Below are 17,481 nucleotides of genomic sequence, written 5' to 3'. Positions count from 1 at the left end.
AAAGCAGCTCACTTCTTACTCGATTGATATTTATCATATTGTTCTTGGGTAATGTATTGTTCCTTCAAAAGTTCCTCTACTGAGGGCGTATGATTTTTTTCCATGGTATACAAATCAATCTGTGTATCAATAATTTTAGCAATTGCTTCATTTCCTCGTTTATCAACACCTTCTTTGTGTTTTGACAGGTTGGGGACAAATAATAAAATCAACACAGAAATAATCAGCAGCACTACTAACATTTCCAACAAAGTGAATCCAGAATAGTCGATCCGTTGTTTTTTCTTCATTATTTTCATAAAAATTCCTCCATTCCTCCATAGATCGGTAATAGCATAGCAGCATAAATACTTACGACTAACAAAGCAACAATTAAAAAGATCAACGGCTGAATCCATTGAATTGTTCGTTCCATTTTTGTGAAGAATCGTTGCCAACACAATTCACTATATAAAATCAGCTCTTTACCTAAATTTCCTTTAACTTCCCCTTGTTGAATAATTAAAGCAAGTTCTGGAGCAAAAAATGGAAAGGCTGGCAGTTGTTCATAAAAGCTATACCCAAGTAATGATTGTTTTTCGATTGCTCCAGCTAGCTCACTAAATAAAGAATCTTGAGTTGATAGCTGCATTAATTTAATGACTGTTTTTATTTCCATTCCCTGAGCAAATAATTTCCCCCACTCAAGTGCAAAAAAGGCAGAATTATATTCTTTATAAATAATCCTAAATAGGGGTATTTTTGCGAGTAGTGTTGCTCTTGCTAATGGCTGTTGCTTCTTTAAGAACTTAAAAATAGACAATCCTAAAACTAAAGAGATGCTCAAAAAGATTACTAAATAATATGGACTTTTTTGAATAAATGATATTCCTAAATTACTTGCTTGAACAGTCCCATTAGCCATTAATTGCGGTAACAATATTTGTCGAATACTAATTAAAACAACCAGCAAAAATAGTAGTAATAATAAGGGATAACTCAGTACTTTATATAAACTCTGTCGTTGTTGTTCCACAATTCTCAGATGTTGCTTAATTTTTTTCAATGTACCAGCTAAATCTCCATGTATTTGAGCAAATTCAATTTGTGTCACAATCATTGGCTTAAAACCAAGTTCAACTAATCCGCTATTTAAATTTTCTCCACGCTCCATCATTTGAAGTAAAAAATCAATGGGTTGCTTTGAGATTGACCGAGATTTATGCATGAACAATAAACTTTCTTGAATTGTAAAACCATTAAACAGTAAATCAGCCAGTAATTGTATAAACAAATGTTGTTGCTTTTTTGATAATTTAAGGTTCTTTTTCTTTTTCAAATGTTTGATTATCGATAAACCCATATGCCCAAACCTTTCTTAATTCTTGTAACCACTTTGAAGTTTTTAATTTTGAAAAACTATAATCCATCAATAAACCGTTCACTTCTTCTCCTGAAGTTGTTATAAAAGGTAGTAGTCGTTGATAGATAACACCAGATACACATTCAGTAATTTCTCTAGACTCCACTCCTAATTCGACCAATCTTTCATAAACACCAAGAATACTTCTAGCATGAATTGTTGCAAATACAGTGTGACCTGTAAGAGCTGCTCTGATAGCTGCTTGTGCAGTGAGCCCATCTCTGATTTCACCAATAATTAAAATATCGGGTCGGTGGCGTAAACAAGCCTTAATTAATGCATCGTAAGTTAAATTAATCTTAGGGTTTGTCTGTAATTGTAAAAAACGCTCTTCTTCAATTTCCACTGGGTCCTCTATTGTGATTACTTGCTGAAATTGATCTGTTTCTTTAGCAAGTTTGTACATTAAGGTTGTTTTCCCTGAGCCAACCGGTCCGCAAAATAAGTGTAAACCTCGACGCTTGACCTGTTTTTGAATAATTGATAATTGTTTTGGCAAGAAGTAATTTTCTTGGCTAGCTCCAAATTTATGCAAAAAGCGAATAACCAAACTTTCTCTTTGTCTAAAATCACCTACAGTTGATAACCGTAACCGCTTTTCTTCATTATTCACTACGTACGTTACTGCCCCCACCTGAGCTTTACGTTTTTCTCCAATATCCATTCCACCAATAAATTTAAAATGAAAAATTAACTTTTCGCCTTCAATTTCGCTTAACTCTTTAAAAAATACTCGCTGGTCTCCTTTTCTAGTAAAAATTTGAACGCTATTTCCTTTCGGCAAAATATAAATATCTTGTATACATAAGCCTGACCCCCATTCAATCAAATTTATAGAAAGTTGCTTTATATCCATTTTTTACCTCCTTAAAATAATCTACGCAATTAAATAAAAAATCATTGAAAAAAAAGAAGGAGTAGAAAAAAACTAAAAAAAGTTTTTCTACTCCTTCAAATAAATAAAAAAATTTGTACAATTTACACAAAGAAAAGCCGCAAATGCTGATATCCAACATTTACAGCTCTATCAAGAGTTCTGACGCACTATCTTCCCCAAAATAGTTTATCGTTTTGATATAACTATTATACTAAAAAAATAATGCTTATGTCTTTCAGAAATTGTGAATTTTATTAAAATTTTTGAGAAAAAAGAAACTCCCACTTATAAAGGGATAAGTAGGAGTACTTGCTTCATCTAATGACAAAGACTTAGATCATATCTATTATACCAGATTAGTATTTCGGTTGCCATCAACACGTTACACTAAACTAAACAATACAAACAAATTGCACATTTAATCAATCTTTTCCTACTCTTATTCTTTGATGTATCAAGTAAACTGGAATACCTAATAATGTAATTCCAATTCCAATGCTAGCTAAAATCGTTTGCGTAAATAATGTTGTGACTAAAATAAAAATTCCACCAATAATACCAATAATTGGAACAACAGGGTATAAAGGTACTTTATACGGACGAACTAACTCTGGTTCCCTTTTCCTTAAAATAAACACGGCAACAAAAATTAAAATACTAAACAACCACATTACAAAAATCAACATATCCGTTAACAAATCAAAACTACCTAAAAACATCATCACCGCAGCAATACTAAATTGAAAAATTCCAGCAACGTATGGTGCTACAAATTTTTTAGATAGCTTTTGAAAATGTTGACTAAATGGAATCATATCTTCTAATGCCAAGGCATAAGGCACCCGAATTCCAGTCATAGTGTAGCCATTAAGAGCACCATAAACGGAGATTAGAATTCCTATCGTAACCAATTTGCCACCCATAGAACCAAAAATTTGAGTCGAAGCTTCTGATGCTGCGTTTAAATTCCCAGAAAGTTGTTCAATCGGTAATGTTTTTAGAAAGACATAATTAATTAATACATAAACAATGGTAATAAACGTTAGACCAAGAAAAATAGCTTTAGGCAAATCTTTTTCCGGTCGTTTCATTTCTCCAGCAACTGTCCCCACACCTAACCAGCCATCATAAGCAAACATCGTTGCCAACAACGCACCACTCAAAGCTTGAATGAAACTGCCATCTCCACTCGTTTTAACAGGAAATAAAGAAACTTCTACATTTGCCGGCATGAATAATCCAAATAAAACAATCAAAGCGATAGGAATCATTTTTACAACTAATGTTAATGATTGTAAATTAGCCGCTGTTTTTGTTCCCAATAAATTAATTAACGTTATACTTAAACCTGTAACTAAAGCAATCGGCAAAATAAATGTTTCATTTAAATGAAATAAATTTATAAACTGTGTTCCGAAAATAATCGATAGCGCCGCAATGTTTGCAGGAAAATAAATCACACTTTGAGCCCATCCAAGTAAAAAACTAGGAAGTTTTCCGTATGTATATTCAATATATTTTACTGCTCCACCCGTTTTAGGGATAGCAGTGGCTAATTCAGCACTAGTCAAACCTGCACAAATCGTCAAGATTCCTCCCAATATCCAAGCAAAAATTGTTAAACTAGGCGATTGAGCGAAACTTACAACACTTGCAGTTTTAAAAAACACTCCTGCACCAATAACAGTACCCATAACTGTCGAAAAAGCGCCAAACATCGAAATTTCACGCTTTAAGTGATTCTCCTCCATAATCGTCCTCTTTCTATTTTTTAAGTTACGTTCTAGTATAACTTTTCTCAAATTAAATTCAAGTACTTCCTAAAACGCTACTTAAGGCAAAATAAAAAAATAGAATGTGGAGCAAAACTAAAGACCAGTTTTGCTCCACACTTTAAATCCAAATAAATGACGAGAAAAAGGGAGTTTCCTTGGAAACAAGAAGAAATTCTAGTTTTTACAACTGACCATAATAGGCATTCTCACCATGTTTTCTAAAATAATGTTTGTTCAAAAGATATTGCGGAATCGGTTGGACTTTATGATTTACTAGTTCTGTTACGCTTGCCATATCGGCAATTTCATCTAAAATGATACTGTTTTCTACTGCTTTTTGTGGTGTTTGTCCCCAAGTAAAGGGACCATGACCATAAACCAACACACCAGGAATAGCTAAAGGATCAAGGTTATTTTCTTTGAAGGTTTCTACGATTACTTCACCTGTTTCCACTTCATAAGCAGTTGCTACTTCTTCTGGCGTTAATTGTCGTGTACAAGGAACGTTTCCAAAAAAAGTATCTGCATGTGTCGTTCCATAGGCTGGAAGTGATCTACCTGCTTGTGCCCACATCACTGCATTTTTTGAATGTGTGTGTACGACTGCATTAATCCCTTCAAAATCCCGATATAATACTATATGTGTCGGTAAATCCGAGGAGGGTTTCATTTCTGATTCTAATAAATTACCTTTTAAATCTGTCACAACCATATCTTCAACCTTCATTGAATGATAAGGTACACCACTTGGTTTGATAACAATTACACCCAACTCACGATTGATTTCACTCACATTTCCCCATGTAAGCTTGACTAAACCAGCTTTAGGCAGTGCTAAATTTGCGTCAAAAACTCTTTTTTTCATCTCATTAATGATTACTTCACTACTCACAATAGCCAGCCTCCTTCAAATAAGGCATTAGAAACTCTTTTGCTTTTTCAATATCATGTTCAGGAGTGGCACTTGTTTCACTCCACATTTCGATCATAAATGGTCCGCTATAACCTAGCCTTTTTAAGGTTTTTAAACAACCTTTAAAATCAACACAGCCTTTCCCAAAAGGAACTTCCTTAAACTTACCGGAAAATTTTTCAGTAACAGCTATGGTGTCTTTTAAATGGATTGCTGAAATCTGGTCAATTCCTAATTCCAATTCATAGCCAATATCATTTTCATTCCATGCCGAAAGATTTCCTAGATCAGGATATACTTGTAAATACGGCGACCGAATTTGTTTTTTTAATTTCAGAAACTTAGAAATGGAATTCATAAATGGATCATCCATAATTTCAATAGATAGTACAACCTCTTTTTTTGCCGCCATTTTGACCGCTCGCTTTAAATTCTCAATAAAGTATTCTCTTGAGGTCACTGTTTTTTCTTCATAATAAACATCGTAGCCAGCTAATTGAATTGTCCTCACACCTAAATCTGAGGCGAGATCAATGGCTTTTTTCATGATTTCTAGTGCTATCGTTCTCTTTTCTTTATCTTGTGAACCAAAAGGAAAACGTCGGTGTCCACTCAAACAAATAGATAAAATTTTCACTTCTGTTTCATGAATTGCATCAATAACCGTTTTTCGTTCTGCTTTTGTCCAGTCTAATCGTGCCAGCCGTTCATCCGTTTCATCAATAGACATTTCAACAAAATCAAAGCCTAATCTTTTAGCCATTAGAAGCCGTTCTTTCCAACTGATATTTTTCGGCAAGGCTTTTTCATAAATTCCTACTGTCGCCATTGGCAATTACCCCCAAATATGCTTGATTTCATCTTGAAAAGCTTGAGCTGCTCTTCGTGGATCAGCAGCTGCAGTTATGCCTCGTCCGGTAATAAAAGTGTATACTTCAAGATTTTTGAATAAAGTTAAAGTTTCCACATCCAAACCACCAGTCACTGAAACTCGAAATCCCATATCAATTAATTTTTGAACTTTGTTTAAATCTTTCTCGCCCCATGTTTCTCCTGCTAAAAGTGCATCCCGACTTTGATGATAAATCGCTTGCGTTATGCCAGCGTCTAGCCATGTTTGAGCCTGTTCAAATGTCCAATCACCATAAAGCTCAACTTGAACTTCTTCAACTTCTTTCGCAGCAGCTTTCATCGTCGGAATGGTAGCGCAACAAATAACTGTCATCCAATCCGCTCCCGCATCATGACAATTTTTGGCAACCGTACTACCTGCATCAGCACATTTTGTATCTGCGACAATTTTTTTATCTGGATATAACGCCCGGATACAGCGAATCGCTTCTTCACCGGCCTGTAAACAAAGAATAGTCCCGACTTCTAAAATATCTACAATATCTCCAACTGCCGCTACATCCTTCAATGCATTAGGCAAGTCTGACTGATCCAGTGCTACTTGTAAATTAGGTCTTTTCATTAATTCGTCTCCCTTTATTTGAATTTAGCCGCTAATTCGGTTTCTTGGACACGTTCAATAATCTCCTTAGCAGACATAACATTTTTCACACCGACAACCGTAATCCCTTTTTTCTTTGCATCTTCAAACATATTTAAAAAATTCATTGGACAAAAAACAACATCATATTGTCCTGCTGTACTTTTCCCTTCTGAAATAGCACAGTGATGAATATTGGTAATCGTAAACCCAAGTTCTTTCAACGCTTTTTCCACACTTTTTTTCATCATTAAACTTGTTCCTGATCCATTTGCACACGATACTAATACTCTCATCTTCAATTCCTCCTAAATAATTTATGCTTTATTTTCACTCATTGTTTTAACGTATTCATCATAGTCTTCGGCAATTAAGAAATATCCTTTTGGATTTGCTCGGTATTGCAGTTGTGGAATAGCTAATAACAGCACGACCACTAAACCAATTCCCACATATCCTAAATATTTCATCATTAACGTCATAATCGGCCAAACTGTCGCCCAGTCAAACATACCAATGTAACCGCCGTATTGAGAGAGCCCGATAAATGCAGCAATTAAAGCTGATCCTAATACTTGGATAATGCCAGAGATAAATGGGAAAATACAGGCAGCTTTAAACCCGCCGCGATTATTCGCATAAACCGCAATTACCGCATTATCAAAAAACAGTGGAATAAAACCAGCAATCACAATTGTCGGAGATTTAAATAATATTAAAAGCCCAATCGTGATAAACTGTCCTAATGCACCAAATAAAAAGCCGATTGTTACAGCATTTGGTGAACCAAATCCAAAGGTAGCCGCAACGTCAATCCCCGGAACAGCTCCTGGCAATAATGTATTAGAGATCCCTTGAAACGACTCCGTTAATTCCGAAACAAAAGTTCTAACGCCTAATTGTAAAATCGCTAAGTAAACGGCAAAGTATAATGCTGTTTGTAAAATATAAAATAAGAAACTTTGTCCTTCTACCATAAATCCTGCTTCAATCAAATAATCAGGACCCAATACAACTAAGATAATCCCGAAGAAAAACAACATTAAAATCGAAGTGGCTACCATATTTTCATTAAATATTGATAAAAAGCCTGGTAATTGCACATCTTCCAATTTTCGATTGTTCTTATTTTTTTTCATTTTTTCTGCTAAACGAGCAAAGATATAGACACCAAACATTTGTTGATGAGCAATGGCAAAACCAGCTCCTTCAGTCAAATCTTGTGTAATATCCACTGTTAAATTAGATCCCACAGCCCAATAACATCCTAGAATCAAACCCATAATTAACAAAATCTGAATTTGACCTAAGCTTGGAAAACAAAATAGTAAAATCCAAAAAGCTGTTGCCGCTTGCTGAATCTGAACATTCCCTGTCGTGAACACTGCTCTTAATTTTGTATATTTTTTAAAACGAACTAGTAGAATGTTCATAACAAAAGCAATCAATAATAATATCATCGTATCACTAAAAGTTCGGCCAAAAGTCTCTTCAATCCCAGCAGTTACAGCATTTTGACCAAAATAAGGATCTATTACCATTGCGTCTAAATCAAAACGTTCTTTTAGACCAACTAAGATCGGACGGAAGTTATTCACTAATCCGCTGGAACCAACCGTTAAAATCAAATAACCTACAGTCGCTTTAAGAAACCCGGCAATACTTTCGTATAACGGTTTTTTCAGCAAAATATACCCTAAAAGAACAATAAATCCAATCAAAAATGCTGGCTGCGTCAAAATGTTTGCAGCAAAATAATCCCAAATTCCCATCAGAAAATCTAAAATTTGCATCTCTTACTCCCCTTCTTTCTATACGTCAAAAGTAGTCATCACCTGTCGATAATCTTCCATCGTTTCCACTGTCATAAGTGCTTCAATTAACCCATCAGTCATTAACATTTCCGATAGTTTTGAGATATTTTCAACATGTTCATCACTATTTTTAGCTGCTAATGTAAAAAATAAACGCGCATTCTTCTCAGTATTCCCCTCTTCAAAAACCACATCTTGATTCATTTTCGTAAATGATATCGCAGTTCCTAAAACACCTTGGCTCTCTTCTGATGAGTGAGGCATGGCTACACCCGGCACAATTACGATATACGCACCATATTTTTGAACACAGGCGATAATTTCATCTATATATTGCTGAGTGATAATCTTCTTTTCCAATAAATTTTGACAACTAAGGCTAACGGCTTCTTCCCACGTATCAGGTGTTTTTGAACAAATCCGAATTAAGTCATTTTCATAAAAATACTTTAACATTAGCAATCCCCCCTCTTATAAAAATGATGGAAACGGCGTATCATTATCCGTTGTAAATACATCATCAAAGCCTCGATAAAAATTAAATTCCAAGTTATCTTTATCGTTTGGATACGTAAATTTCCCGCCAACTTGCCAAATAAATGGCTTAAATTGATAATCTAAACGGTCCTTTTTGAACTTCCAAATCTCAGTTATTTCTTTAGGATCGGCCATAAAATTCGCCCAAATATCATAATGAACCGGGATGACTACTTTCGCATTTAATGATTCTGCCATCCTCAACATATCAACAGAAGTCACTTTGTCAGTAATTCCACGAGGATTTTCACCGTAAGCACCTAAACAAACATCAATTTTGTGCTCATTTCCATGTTTCGCAAATAAGTTAGAGTAATGAGAATCACCTGCATGATAGATATTACCACCACTAGTTTCAAACAAATAATTCACTGCAATCTCATCCATATCCTGCGGTAATTTTCCTTTTAGGGTTACTTCTGGATCTTCACAAGTTACTAAAGCCGTACGATCAAAAGCTTCTAATGCAACAATCTCAATGTCTTTCACTGCAATCCGATCACCTGGTTTTACAACAATAGTCTTCTCTTTGGGTATTCCCCAACTCAACCATGTATTTACAACTTCTTTAGGACCAATAAATTGTGCATCTGGACAATTTTGATGAACAGCTGCAGCAGTATTAATATCCAGATGATCTGAATGGATATGTGTAACCACCAAGGCATCTACGTTTTTCACTGCAAAAGGATCAATCACAAATGGTTGTGTTCTTAAGTTTGGCTGCATGTTTTCACATCCACTCATTCGCATCATTTGATGACCTTTTTTCATTTTGCCATTGCCATGAGTTCTTTTTCCTGTGCCACACCATAAATCACATAAGATATTAGTTCCCTCATGAGATTTCAGCCAAATACCAGTACAACCTAACCACCATAGCGAAACCGTTCCAACTTTTACTTGTTCCTGCTCAATTTCCTCATTCAAATAAGTTCCCCATTCTGGGAAAGTACTTAAAATCCAGCTTTCTTTTGTCACATCATGAATTGTTGTCATATGATCCCTCCGTCGTTATCAATATCTCAATTACACTTTTCATTTTACAACAAAATAAACCGTTTTCAATCATTTTATAAGATCGTTTCACAATTTTAAGATCAATTAATGGATGTAAAAACAAAAAAACGATCTTAATAATCATTTTTTATGTTCACTAAATATTTTTTATGGTATAGTGACCTTGAGGTGATAATGATGAAATCAATATTTTGGAAAAGTCTCTATTTGGGTAAAAAAAGTATTTTGTGGCTGGTTTATCTTATCTTTGCATTTTACATAGGGCATTTAGTATTTACAGTGCCAGCGTTTGGGACAAAAGTTATTTTTGGCAGTATCGGGATTATTGTTTTAAGTATCGTTTTACTTTTTGAGTATCTAAAGAACAGCTATGAAAAAATGATTTATGCATTAACGATTGAATGTGATTTAACTAAAGCTAAACAAAGAAAACTTGACTTGCAGAAAAAAGATTTGTTTAACGGCTTCAAACAGTCTATTATTATTTTTGACAGCTTACTTTTATTGGACGAGGGAAAATATCAGGAATGTTTGACACATTTAGAACGACATCAGCGTTTTTTCCACGGTACTTTAGATTACCTCTTCATCTATTATCATACGCAAATGTACTGCCATTATTTTTTAAAAGATCAAAAAAACTTACACATTTCTTTAGAACATTTAACAAAACTTCAATCAGCCAATAAGAAACAAATGCGTGGGTTATTTTCCTGGCATGAAATCATTGGGATCAACTATCTTTACCAAAATAGAAATCAAAAATGTTTACAAGAATTAGAATTAATCAATCAAAATAAATTAAATAATCGAGAGCTAACCTATCTCCTATATGTAAAAGGTCAATGCCTGCTAAAATTGGAACAAAAATCGGAAGGTTATCGATTGTTAAAAGAAGCGAAGGTTTTAGGAAATACGCTTGCGATTACTCAAGTGATGTAAAAGTGGAGGAATTGAGATGAAAAGTTCGCATAAAACTATCAGGGATCGTCGAGATAAAATCATTGATTTACTGAACACAAAAACTAGTCTTTTAGTAAAAGAAATCAGTAACGAGCTAGATGTTTCAGAAATAACCATTCGACGTGATTTAACTGCCTTGGAAAAAATGGGATTAGTTCGACGAGAGCATGGAAAAGCTATGATTATCCAAAAAACAGGAACAGAAGATTACAATGAAGAAATTGAAAGTCTAAAAAATGCTATAGCCAAAAAAGCAGCAGAATTTGTTAAAGATGGCGATACTTTATTTATCAATACTGGTTCAACCGCACTATCTTCATTAAAGCATTTAGAAAATAAACGTGTCACAATTGTAACGAATAATGTTAAAGTTGCCAGCCTTGATCATAATCCAAATTCAACAGTGATCCTGTCCGGCGGTGAAATTCGTTTTCCTAAAGAGGCTTTGGTCGGTGACATCGCTATTGAATCTTTTTCAAAGATGTCTTCGGATATTACAATTATCGGATGCTCTGGTTTCAGCATCGAAAATGGGATTACCACGCCTGTTTTACATGAAGCTAAAATTAATTCTTTAATCATTGAACGAACAAAAGACTTAGTAATTGTAGTCGCAGATTATCGGAAAATTGGCTTTTCCTCAAATTTTACTAGCGCTAATATAAAAGATATAAATTATTTAATTACCGATACTTTTGCCTCGCCGGAAGTGATTCGTAAAATTGAAGAACAAGGTGTTCAAGTGATTCAAGTGGAAGTTTAACTGTTAGATAAGCTGTTTTTGCCTTAGTGTGATATAATCAGTAACAAATACATGACACTGATTCATTAGAGGAGGAGCTTATGCGGATCAAACAATTGGATTACATCGTCAAAATTGTTGAGTTAGGTTCAGTTAACGAAGCGGCCAAGCATCTTTTTATTACACAGCCCAGCCTTTCAAATGCGGTGAAAGAATTAGAATCAGAGATGGGAATTCAAATATTTCAACGAACACAAAAAGGGATGGTCCTTACAACTGAAGGAACTGAGTTTTTATCTTATGCTCGTCAGGTCTTAGAGCAAGTCGAATTAATGGAAGAAAAGTATAAAGGAACCAAAACTCGTCGCAGACTCTTTTCCGTTTCTGCACAGCACTATGCTTTTGCTGTCCATGCGTTTGTTCAATTAATCAAGTCTTATGAAAAAAACGAATACGAATTTACTTTTCGCGAAACACAAACCAACAACATTATTGAAGATGTCAGTACGTTTCAAAGTGAATTAGGGATTTTGTACTTAAACTCATTTAATGAAAAAGTTATTCGTAAGCTTTTAAAAGAGAAACAGCTGACCTTTCATCCTTTATTCACTGCTCATCCTCACGTTTTTGTTAGTAAAAAGAACCCGCTTGTCGGAAAAAAATCAGTTTCCTTAAGCGACTTAGAAGACTTTCCTTACCTTTCATTTGAGCAAGGACAGTTGAATTCGTTTCATTTTTCAGAAGAAATTTTAAGTACTCTTTATCATAAAAAAAGCATCCGAGTTAGCGATCGAGCTACTTTGTTTAATTTTTTAATTGGGCTTGATGGCTATACAATCAGTTCTGGTGTGCTAAGCCGAGAGCTAAATGATGAAAATATTGTTGCATTGCCTTTAGATGTCAGCGAAACTATGGAAATCGGCTGGATCCATCCCGCTCAAATGTGGTTATCTCCTATGGGAGAAGAATATTTACGTTACTTAAAAGAACATATTATTGATTATGGTTTTACTATTGCTCATGAAGAATAAAAACCAGTCTAAAATGAACAGCTTGCTCATTTTAGACTGTTTTTTTTGATATTAAGCTTTCTGCTCTTCTTTTTTAATTTGCTTACTTCTTAATTGTCCGCAAGCTGCATCAATATCTGTACCATGTTCTTTTCTAATAACACAGTTGATGCCGTTTTTCTTCAATACATCATAAAATTTCAACACATCTGCTTTATCACTACGGCTATATTGATCGTGTTCACTTACTGGATTGTAAGGAATCAAATTGACATAAGTCAGTTTTTTCTTATCTTTCAATAAGTCCGCTAATTGCTGTGCATGTTCTGGTCGATCATTCACATTGTTGAGCATAATGTATTCAAAGGTTACGCGACGATTGGTTTTTTCAATATATTCATCCACAGCTTCCATCAGTTTTTCGATTGGGAAACTACGATTAATTCGCATAATTGATGTACGTACATCATTGTTTGGTGCATGAAGCGAAATCGCCAAATTAACTTGTAAGCCATTGTCAGCAAATTGTTTAATTTTAGGAACTAACCCACTAGTCGACACCGTAATATGACGCGCACCAATTGCTAATCCTTTGGCATCGTTAACTGTGCTTAGGAAATTCATTAGATTGTCATAGTTATCAAACGGTTCCCCAATTCCCATCACCACAATATGGCTAACTCGCTCACCTTCTCCGCGTTGATCAAAATAATGCTGCACTAACATAATTTGGGCAACAATTTCACCGGCTGTTAGATCGCGTTGTTTCTTCAATAGACCACTGGCACAAAACGTACAACCAATATTACAACCAACTTGAGTAGTGACACAGACAGACAAACCATATTCTTGACGCATTAACACTGTTTCAATCATGTTTTTATCCGGTAATTCAAATAAATACTTCACAGTACCGTCTTTGGCTTCTTGAATAATCACTTGACGCAACGGATTGATAATAAAATTTTCTTCTAATAAGCTAATTGTCTCTTTTGATAAATTTGTCATTTCGCTAAATTCTGTTACTCGTTTGATATACAGCCATTCCCAAACTTGGGTGGCACGGAATTTTTTCTCCCCATGTTCTAAAAACCATGAAATAAGTTCTTCTTTTGTTAGTCCATAAATGGATGCTTTTTCCACTGATTTGTCCTCATTTCTACTTAAACATTCGCTTCATACTATAACTTATTGTATCCGATTTGTCCATATGGTATTGCATTTATTAAACACTTACAGCTAGCAAAAAGTATCCTCAAAATCAGACAATTTTGTCCTACTTTTAAGGATACTACTATTATGGTTAAGCTTGAACTAAACGATAGACTTTCTTGAAATAAAAGACTCGTGCAATCAAATAGTACAGTACTTGAATTAAAACAAACACACCTAATACTTGCCAACCAGCTGATTGCATTCCTTGATTAAACAAATGATACATCGCCGTTAAAGCAACCGCTCCATGAATAACAGAAACAATAATTGGCGTGAAGAATAAAATACCAACTTGTTGATAAATCATTTTTTTCAATTCTTTTTTACTCAAACCCATTTTGTATATCATTTTAAATTTCTCAACATCAACATCCATGTCACTATACAGTCTAAAGTATAAGAAACTTCCTGCAGAAACAAAGAATACTATTCCAATAAAAATTCCTACGAATAAAATTGGAGCAAAGTTATCAATAATTGATTGTTGGGTATATGTTTTTGCAGATAATAACATATTTTTTTCTTGGAATTTACCAATTTCAACTAACTTGTCATAACTTACATTTTTAGGTTGCCAAATTGTCGTAACAGTACTTTCTAAACCAGAAAGCTGAGTATCATCTGGAACCACTGCAATCATGCCAAAAGCCGAAACAACAGCCGTTTTTTCTTCCTTATCAACAGGAATTTGAGTCCCATCTGATAAGGCAATTTGTGTTAGTTTGGAAACTTCCATCCCACCGCTATTATTTGCCGGACGTAATTGGACAGCTTCCCCTTGCGTTTGGATTGCTGGTTTTTTTGCCATTTCTGCAACCTTATTATAGTCTGATTCTTTAATAAGACTCACGTGTTCTGCATTTGTGTAAGTCGTTAATTCACCTTCATCGACTTGTATTCCTTGACTAGCAAGTAGTTGGTTAAAGTCCTGTTTGACCTGAGCTGTATCTGCTGGTGCTCCTGAAACCTCAAATTCAAAAGGCATCTGATTCATTGCATCTAAAATCATATTTTGAAATCCATAAAGGGTCCCAATTGCTGCAAAAGCAACCGTCGAAATAATTGAGACTAAGAAAAATGAACGTGCGTTATCTTTCATACGAAAAGCCAAATCTGACAGAACCACCATATTGGTTTTTTTCCAAAAAATTGATTGTTTCTTTTTAAGACGTTCAATAATTGATACACTTAATTGGTTAAATAAAAAACGTGTTCCCAAAACAACGAGAAAAATAACAGGAATCATAACGACTGGCACCATAGTTCCTTTAACTAACAATGCTATTGCGTAACCACTACCTATTAAAAGAATCGCTAAAATCGTTTTAAGATGCGAGCTCTTAAGCGTTCCTTTACCTAAGTCACCAGCTTTAAGCAGCTCCTGTAAACTTAATTTCGGCAAACGAAACTGAATGAAAAAGGAAATTGCTAAGAATAACAAGATAAATGAAATAATAGTTATTACTAATGCCTGTGTCGGGAAATAAAAACCGAAATTTACATGAATCAGTTTATTGCTAACCAATAAGATTATTTGAGAAAAACCAATTCCTGCTATGCTCCCAATGATAGTCGCAAAAAAACCAATCACTAAATTTTCAATAAAAACCATTTTTTTCAATTGTTTCGGACTCATTCCTTGAATCATCAATAAGCCAAATTCTTTTTTCCTGGACTGGACAAAGACATCCATTGAATACAATACAAAGAAAAAAGAAAAACCATAGATAATAATTGCCGCTGCCAACATACCAATCTGGGCATTTTTATTTAACCCATTAGCCAAAGCTGGATGAAAAGCAAAAACTGTAAAAGTGAAAAAAACCATCACTGAAAACAGGGTACTTAAAAAATAAGCCATATACAAATGCTTATTTCTTATTGTATTTCGAATAACAAACTGCTTAAAATTCATTATCGACACCTTCAATCTCAGATAGTTTTACCATGATCTCATCATAAAACATCTTTTGATTTCCATTATGGTGAATTTCATCCACCAATTCACCATCTTTAATAAATACAATTCTTTTACAATAACTTGCCGCTAACGGATCATGAGTCACCATTAAAATAGTTGCTTGTTCTTCTTCGTTTAATTGCTGCAACAATTTCATCACGTCTTTAGAAGATTTTGTATCTAAGTTTCCTGTTGGTTCGTCAGCCAATAACAATTGTGGTTGATGAATCATCGCACGAGCAACTGCTACACGTTGGGCTTGCCCACCTGAAATCTCAGCAATTCTCTTCTTTAATAATCTGCCAATCCCCAAACGATCTGCTAAAATATTCAACTGCCGTTTCATTACAGAAATTTTTTCGCCATCTAGTGTTAGGGGTAAAACAATATTTTCTTCAACTGTTAGAGTTGGCATCAAGTTGAAACTTTGAAACACAAAACCTAATTCTCTACGTCTAAATTTTGCTACTTCTTCTTGATTTAATTGATTAGGATCTTTGCCATTTAATAAGATTTGTCCTGAAGTTGGTTGATCGATTGTTGCTAGCAAATTTAAAAAAGTGCTTTTCCCACTACCGGAAGGTCCCATAATTCCGATAAATTCACCGTCATTTACAGTAAGATTTAATTCATTCAATGCTTGATATTTAATCTCTGTTCCATATGTTTTAGATAAATTTTCAACTTGTAACATTTATTCTCGCTCCCTGTTGCTGTAAAATACAGCAAATATTTTATATTTTTCTCAAAATTCTTCATAATGTAAATATGACTCTTAACTTCTACTTTAGTCTAAATGAAATATCCTATAACCACCATAGAAAAAAATAACAGATCACTTACACTTTTGTAAGTAATCTGTTATGCGCTTAGGCTTCATATTCAATGACATATGGATAAAGGGCTGTATTGTATATCGCTTCAGAAAATTCAACAAGTTGACCACGTAAATCCACTGACTTACGAATTCGCTTTAAACCATTTTTTTCCGAAGTTTCTAAAATTTCTTGTTGATCGGCTGTTAATTGAACCGTTTGGAAACTATCTTCAAATTTTAAAATCTCTATTTTGTGCTGATCCATAATACGATACAGTGATTCATTCTCAAAATCTTTTAGTGGTACGTTTGCCAAATCAATAGGTAAAAAGTAATTAAAATAAATATAAGGCTTGTCATCTAATATATACAGTCGTGAGAATTTCACAACCTGCTCACCAAAATACTCAAATAATTCAGAGTCTGGAGTTAAGGTAACTTTATCCAAACTTAAAATTTTCTTTGTCACTTTCTGTCCTGAATCGTTTAGATATTCCGTAAATGTGCCAGCTTTAGATAATTTATTATACGGTCGATTGCTTAAAACAGTCGTGCCTTTGCCACTCTTTTTTTCTACAAGTTCTTCTGAGGATAATAATTCAATCGCTCGACGTACAGTAATTTTACTTACATCAAATAGCTGCTCCAGTTCCGTTTCCGTTGGTAATAGTGATCCTACTGGGTATTTACCATTCATAATATCTGATTTGATCTGCTCGGCAACATCTAGATATAATACGCTTTTTCTTCTCATTTTAGCCATCCTTATATTTTTATTAAACACAATTATCTTAATAGTAAACTGACCTACGTTACGATACTCTAATTTTAATCGCATTCAGAATTAAATTCAACTTTTCATCCATCATTTCCAACATATTTCATACATTATACCAAAATATCATGTTCTAAAATAGTTTTAACTCTTTTCAACAAAAAAGTGA

18 protein-coding genes are annotated in these 17,481 nt (G+C 34.2%); 3 read left to right on the top strand and 15 right to left on the bottom strand.

Translation table 11 applies throughout. The features are described 5' to 3' along the window. Positions 1–8: 8 nt before the first annotated feature. The 11 genes from comGC to ulaG all read right to left on the bottom strand — a co-directional run bounded on the left by comGC (position 9) and on the right by ulaG (position 9,809). On the bottom strand, positions 9–290 hold the full coding sequence (gene comGC / locus C240_RS08565) for a competence type IV pilus major pilin ComGC (protein WP_271494541.1): 282 nt from the start codon (positions 288–290) through the stop codon (positions 9–11). 5 nt (positions 291–295) lie between these two features. Continuing rightward, positions 296–1,342 carry a competence type IV pilus assembly protein ComGB gene (gene comGB / locus C240_RS08560; RefSeq protein ID WP_271494384.1) on the bottom strand — a complete coding sequence of 349 codons (1,047 nt, stop codon included), beginning with the start codon at positions 1,340–1,342 and terminating at the stop codon, positions 296–298. After that, complete coding sequence (comGA, locus tag C240_RS08555; RefSeq protein WP_271494382.1) at positions 1,296–2,258, bottom strand: competence type IV pilus ATPase ComGA; 963 nt, start codon at positions 2,256–2,258, stop codon at positions 1,296–1,298. The genes comGB and comGA overlap by 47 nt, the downstream gene beginning before the upstream one ends. Before the next feature lie 443 nt (positions 2,259–2,701). Then, entirely contained in the window at positions 2,702–4,030 is a 1,329-nt protein-coding gene (locus tag C240_RS08550) for an APC family permease (protein WP_271494380.1), read from the bottom strand. Between the two features lie 205 nt (positions 4,031–4,235). Then, on the bottom strand, positions 4,236–4,946 hold the full coding sequence (locus tag C240_RS08545; protein ID WP_442896584.1) for an L-ribulose-5-phosphate 4-epimerase: 711 nt from the start codon (positions 4,944–4,946) through the stop codon (positions 4,236–4,238). Further along, a complete protein-coding gene (locus C240_RS08540) occupies positions 4,939–5,796 on the bottom strand; it encodes an L-ribulose-5-phosphate 3-epimerase (protein WP_271494378.1) in 858 nt (285 codons plus the stop codon). Before C240_RS08540 ends, C240_RS08545 begins: the two co-directional genes overlap by 8 nt. A gap of 6 nt (positions 5,797–5,802) precedes the next feature. Further along, complete coding sequence (locus C240_RS08535; RefSeq protein WP_271494376.1) at positions 5,803–6,441, bottom strand: 3-keto-L-gulonate-6-phosphate decarboxylase UlaD; 639 nt, start codon at positions 6,439–6,441, stop codon at positions 5,803–5,805. A 14-nt stretch (positions 6,442–6,455) separates the two neighbouring features. Then, the gene (locus tag C240_RS08530; protein WP_271494374.1) at positions 6,456–6,755 is read right to left on the bottom strand and encodes a PTS sugar transporter subunit IIB; all 300 of its coding nucleotides are present in this window, start codon (positions 6,753–6,755) and stop codon (positions 6,456–6,458) included. Positions 6,756–6,776: 21 nt separating this feature from the next. Next, positions 6,777–8,252, bottom strand: a complete 1,476-nt coding sequence (locus C240_RS08525) for a PTS ascorbate transporter subunit IIC (RefSeq protein ID WP_271494372.1) — start codon at positions 8,250–8,252, stop codon at positions 6,777–6,779. Between the two features lie 18 nt (positions 8,253–8,270). After that, on the bottom strand, positions 8,271–8,729 hold the full coding sequence (locus C240_RS08520) for a PTS sugar transporter subunit IIA (protein ID WP_271494370.1): 459 nt from the start codon (positions 8,727–8,729) through the stop codon (positions 8,271–8,273). 15 nt (positions 8,730–8,744) lie between these two features. Next, complete coding sequence (gene ulaG / locus C240_RS08515; RefSeq protein ID WP_271494368.1) at positions 8,745–9,809, bottom strand: L-ascorbate 6-phosphate lactonase; 1,065 nt, start codon at positions 9,807–9,809, stop codon at positions 8,745–8,747. 198 nt (positions 9,810–10,007) lie between these two features. On the opposite strand from ulaG, the gene C240_RS08510 reads away from it, so the two are divergent. The 3 genes from C240_RS08510 to C240_RS08500 all read left to right on the top strand — a co-directional run bounded on the left by C240_RS08510 (position 10,008) and on the right by C240_RS08500 (position 12,566). Continuing rightward, entirely contained in the window at positions 10,008–10,772 is a 765-nt protein-coding gene (locus C240_RS08510) for a hypothetical protein (protein WP_271494366.1), read from the top strand. 16 nt (positions 10,773–10,788) lie between these two features. Beyond that, positions 10,789–11,556 (top strand): DeoR/GlpR family DNA-binding transcription regulator, encoded by a 768-nt coding sequence (locus C240_RS08505; RefSeq protein WP_271494364.1) that lies wholly within the window; start codon positions 10,789–10,791, stop codon positions 11,554–11,556. An 80-nt stretch (positions 11,557–11,636) separates the two neighbouring features. Further along, positions 11,637–12,566 (top strand): LysR family transcriptional regulator, encoded by a 930-nt coding sequence (locus C240_RS08500; protein ID WP_271494362.1) that lies wholly within the window; start codon positions 11,637–11,639, stop codon positions 12,564–12,566. 51 nt (positions 12,567–12,617) lie between these two features. On the opposite strand, the gene rlmN is transcribed toward C240_RS08500, so the two are convergent. The 4 genes from rlmN to C240_RS08480 all read right to left on the bottom strand — a co-directional run bounded on the left by rlmN (position 12,618) and on the right by C240_RS08480 (position 17,291). Next, complete coding sequence (rlmN, locus tag C240_RS08495; protein ID WP_271494360.1) at positions 12,618–13,688, bottom strand: 23S rRNA (adenine(2503)-C(2))-methyltransferase RlmN; 1,071 nt, start codon at positions 13,686–13,688, stop codon at positions 12,618–12,620. 160 nt (positions 13,689–13,848) lie between these two features. Further along, positions 13,849–15,675, bottom strand: a complete 1,827-nt coding sequence (locus tag C240_RS08490) for an ABC transporter permease (protein ID WP_271494358.1) — start codon at positions 15,673–15,675, stop codon at positions 13,849–13,851. Continuing rightward, positions 15,665–16,414, bottom strand: coding sequence for an ABC transporter ATP-binding protein (locus C240_RS08485; RefSeq protein WP_271494356.1), 750 nt, complete (start codon positions 16,412–16,414; stop codon positions 15,665–15,667). The genes C240_RS08490 and C240_RS08485 overlap by 11 nt, the downstream gene beginning before the upstream one ends. A 175-nt stretch (positions 16,415–16,589) precedes the next feature. Then, positions 16,590–17,291, bottom strand: coding sequence for a GntR family transcriptional regulator (locus tag C240_RS08480; protein WP_271494354.1), 702 nt, complete (start codon positions 17,289–17,291; stop codon positions 16,590–16,592). Positions 17,292–17,481 lie beyond the last annotated feature (190 nt).

Source organism: Enterococcus sp. 5H (genome assembly GCF_028128615.1).
Classification (GTDB): Bacteria; Bacillota; Bacilli; order Lactobacillales; family Enterococcaceae; genus Enterococcus_L.
Note: the sequence above shows the minus strand (reverse complement) of the source record. Positions and strands in the feature narration are given on the sequence as shown.

What these genes read in the sequence shown, in the direction of transcription:
- comGC (WP_271494541.1), bottom strand. Translation starts at nt 290, where the DNA reads ATGAAGAAAAAACAACGGATCGACTATTCTGGATTCACTTTGTTGGAA.
- comGB (WP_271494384.1), bottom strand. Translation starts at nt 1,342, where the DNA reads ATGGGTTTATCGATAATCAAACATTTGAAAAAGAAAAAGAACCTTAAA.
- comGA (WP_271494382.1), bottom strand. Translation starts at nt 2,258, where the DNA reads ATGGATATAAAGCAACTTTCTATAAATTTGATTGAATGGGGGTCAGGC.
- C240_RS08550 (WP_271494380.1), bottom strand. Translation starts at nt 4,030, where the DNA reads ATGGAGGAGAATCACTTAAAGCGTGAAATTTCGATGTTTGGCGCTTTT.
- C240_RS08540 (WP_271494378.1), bottom strand. Translation starts at nt 5,796, where the DNA reads ATGGCGACAGTAGGAATTTATGAAAAAGCCTTGCCGAAAAATATCAGT.
- C240_RS08535 (WP_271494376.1), bottom strand. Translation starts at nt 6,441, where the DNA reads ATGAAAAGACCTAATTTACAAGTAGCACTGGATCAGTCAGACTTGCCT.
- C240_RS08530 (WP_271494374.1), bottom strand. Translation starts at nt 6,755, where the DNA reads ATGAGAGTATTAGTATCGTGTGCAAATGGATCAGGAACAAGTTTAATG.
- C240_RS08525 (WP_271494372.1), bottom strand. Translation starts at nt 8,252, where the DNA reads ATGCAAATTTTAGATTTTCTGATGGGAATTTGGGATTATTTTGCTGCA.
- C240_RS08520 (WP_271494370.1), bottom strand. Translation starts at nt 8,729, where the DNA reads ATGTTAAAGTATTTTTATGAAAATGACTTAATTCGGATTTGTTCAAAA.
- ulaG (WP_271494368.1), bottom strand. Translation starts at nt 9,809, where the DNA reads ATGACAACAATTCATGATGTGACAAAAGAAAGCTGGATTTTAAGTACT.
- C240_RS08510 (WP_271494366.1), top strand. Translation starts at nt 10,008, where the DNA reads ATGAAATCAATATTTTGGAAAAGTCTCTATTTGGGTAAAAAAAGTATT.
- C240_RS08505 (WP_271494364.1), top strand. Translation starts at nt 10,789, where the DNA reads ATGAAAAGTTCGCATAAAACTATCAGGGATCGTCGAGATAAAATCATT.
- C240_RS08500 (WP_271494362.1), top strand. Translation starts at nt 11,637, where the DNA reads ATGCGGATCAAACAATTGGATTACATCGTCAAAATTGTTGAGTTAGGT.
- C240_RS08490 (WP_271494358.1), bottom strand. Translation starts at nt 15,675, where the DNA reads ATGAATTTTAAGCAGTTTGTTATTCGAAATACAATAAGAAATAAGCAT.
- C240_RS08485 (WP_271494356.1), bottom strand. Translation starts at nt 16,414, where the DNA reads ATGTTACAAGTTGAAAATTTATCTAAAACATATGGAACAGAGATTAAA.
- C240_RS08480 (WP_271494354.1), bottom strand. Translation starts at nt 17,291, where the DNA reads ATGAGAAGAAAAAGCGTATTATATCTAGATGTTGCCGAGCAGATCAAA.